We start from the raw sequence: 2,089 nt of genomic DNA, 5'->3' as shown, positions 1-2,089 counted from the left end.
TGGTTCTCGGCCACAGTGCCCCCCGCGATGCGACCGATGGCGACCAGGGTGTCGGGGCGCACAAGGATGGCGGTTTCCTGATGCCGTTGCTCCAGTGTGATCGCACCGTTGCTGCGCAAGCCATTTCCATTCTCGGGTCAAATTCCCCTGGGAATGCCGATCCGATCGCAGGTGGTTATTGGTAGAAGGCAGCGGTTTTCACGGTGCCGTTTTGCGGGCGCGCTGCGCGCCCGGGCCCGTGGTACCGAAACGCGGCTCGAAAGCGATTAGACGCCAACCTGGTTTTTGCTGAGGTCATCCTTGAGTTCACGGCGATCGGCTACGCAGCGGGTGGCAATGCGAAGCTCCTTTGTGATCCGGCAATTCGGATCGCCACGGGGCACGCCACGTGCTTCGATGCTCAGGGGCTGTCCCGGTCGGTGCAAGACCCATCGCTCAGCGGCGCTCAAGCCATCGGCTTTCGGAAAGACCGGCGACGCTTCGTCTCAACGACTATTCCGGTCGGGCGGTCGGCCGTCTTCTTCGCCTTGAGCACGGCCGTTCGCTTCGGTTTCGATTTGGGCGGGGCATCAGGCGCTGCCATTGGCTCAGGCGTTTTCTTGGAACCTTGCTTGTTCTTGCGGACGCACAGCAAGGCCTTGGCGGTCGCCGCATCCGCATCCGAGACGACGCCGGCAGGCTCGCCATCAAGATCGACCCGCACAGCGCCGGCATCCAGCCTCGCCAAGTATCTGGGCATCGTGGCATAGGCGCGCAGGGCTCTCCTCAATTCATCCTCTGACAGTCTGCCGTCCAGCACGCGAATGTCATGATGGATGCCGATCTTAAGCGGCCTGGGCGCTTTCGTATTGAATGCCGCAGGCCACTTTGCCGACAGATGGCGGAAAAGCTGCGCGGGCGATTTCCCTCGGCTGGGGGTCGTCATGATCAAGCCTCGCCCGATTTGTTTTCGTTCCCAATTCGGATCCCTTGGTAGCGCCCATATATGCAATGATTATGGATGCCTGAAAAAATGGGATTCGTCCGGCCGGGCAAAGCAGCGCACCCCGGTTTCTAGATGAGTACCGTTGCCCTCCCTTTAGCCGTTCCGTTGCCGGCCGGCGGTAGGAGGCATGCTCTTCGGCAACTTTACTACGTCACGGTTGCTGTTCAGGGTGGGCAGCTTGCCCCGCTCGGTAGCTGCTCTTTGAGGCGCGCGCGGGCGAGCTCAAGGAGCGCCTGGGCTATCTCGTCCTCGGTCCAGCCGGATTCCGCTGCGCGCTCAACCAATTGCTGGAGGGCCGGTTCCAAGGTGAGCTGGCACTGAAGGGAACGGTCCGGGTGGTCGACCGGGCAGCTTGGTTGCGCGACCGCAATGCTTGATCGCTTCATTGCAGGCCATGGGCTTTCGCCCCGCTCCCTTTGCCACACGAGGCGCGCTAGCTCACGTGTCGTAGTTGGTGTGCGCCCCGGCAACCGCTTCATCTTATCTACCAGTCGCTCCAGCGATCCCGCGCGCTCCAGCTCCGTGAAGAAATGATGCGGCGTGACGCTACCGAGCCGGTGCAGCTCGGCCAGCTTCCACACATACGGATAGTCGACCATGAAATCGGATCGAGGCGAGGCCTTGGACAGTTCAGCCTCGGTCACGATGCCGCCGCCCACGTGCCGATCGGCCCTCTCGATGATTTGCCGCACCCTCGTTATCGACAAGCCATGTTCCTGCGCCAGGTCGGCGAAGCGCTTGCCTTTCAGAAAGCCTTCGACCAGGGCGACGTTCCTATCGACGGTCGGGCTAAATCCCCAACAGGCACGCAGTTTTTCCAGCATCATTGCGTTCGTTCATCCGGTTTGTTCACGCCCCCCGCAAACCCTAGCCGGCCAAATCGGCGCTTGGAAGCCCCATCAGGCTCACCTCATGGCTCGCTGCGAAAGATGCGGGCGATCACCATGATCGTTGTCGACCGCCGACCTCGCGAATGTCGGCTTCGACCCTAGCGTCATGAGGCGCGGGGGGCTGGCGTTTCCGCAAGTCACGTTGCGAGCCGGTTCGGCGGCATTGATCCGTCGGATGGCGTCTGCAGTCCGCGAGGAACGCATGGCAAGGACC

At 61.9% G+C, this 2,089-nt stretch carries 2 protein-coding genes; both read right to left on the bottom strand.

Features of this window, described 5'->3' with window-relative positions:
• Positions 1-445 precede the first annotated feature (445 nt).
• Positions 446-991: a ProQ/FinO family protein gene (locus EOA33_RS33415; protein WP_245482516.1), complete on the bottom strand. Its 546-nt coding sequence runs from the start codon at positions 989-991 to the stop codon at positions 446-448.
• Between the two features lie 158 nt (positions 992-1,149).
• Positions 1,150-1,809: a hypothetical protein gene (locus EOA33_RS33410; RefSeq protein WP_245482515.1), complete on the bottom strand. Its 660-nt coding sequence runs from the start codon at positions 1,807-1,809 to the stop codon at positions 1,150-1,152.
• Positions 1,810-2,089 lie beyond the last annotated feature (280 nt).

This window comes from Mesorhizobium sp. M4A.F.Ca.ET.050.02.1.1 (assembly GCF_003997725.1).
Classification (GTDB): Bacteria; Pseudomonadota; Alphaproteobacteria; order Rhizobiales; family Rhizobiaceae; genus Mesorhizobium.
Note: the sequence above shows the minus strand (reverse complement) of the source record. Positions and strands in the feature narration are given on the sequence as shown.

Bases quoted from the DNA above. Each gene is read 5' to 3' on its own strand.
- EOA33_RS33410 (WP_245482515.1), bottom strand. From the start codon at position 1,809: ATGCTGGAAAAACTGCGTGCCTGTTGGGGATTTAGCCCGACCGTCGAT.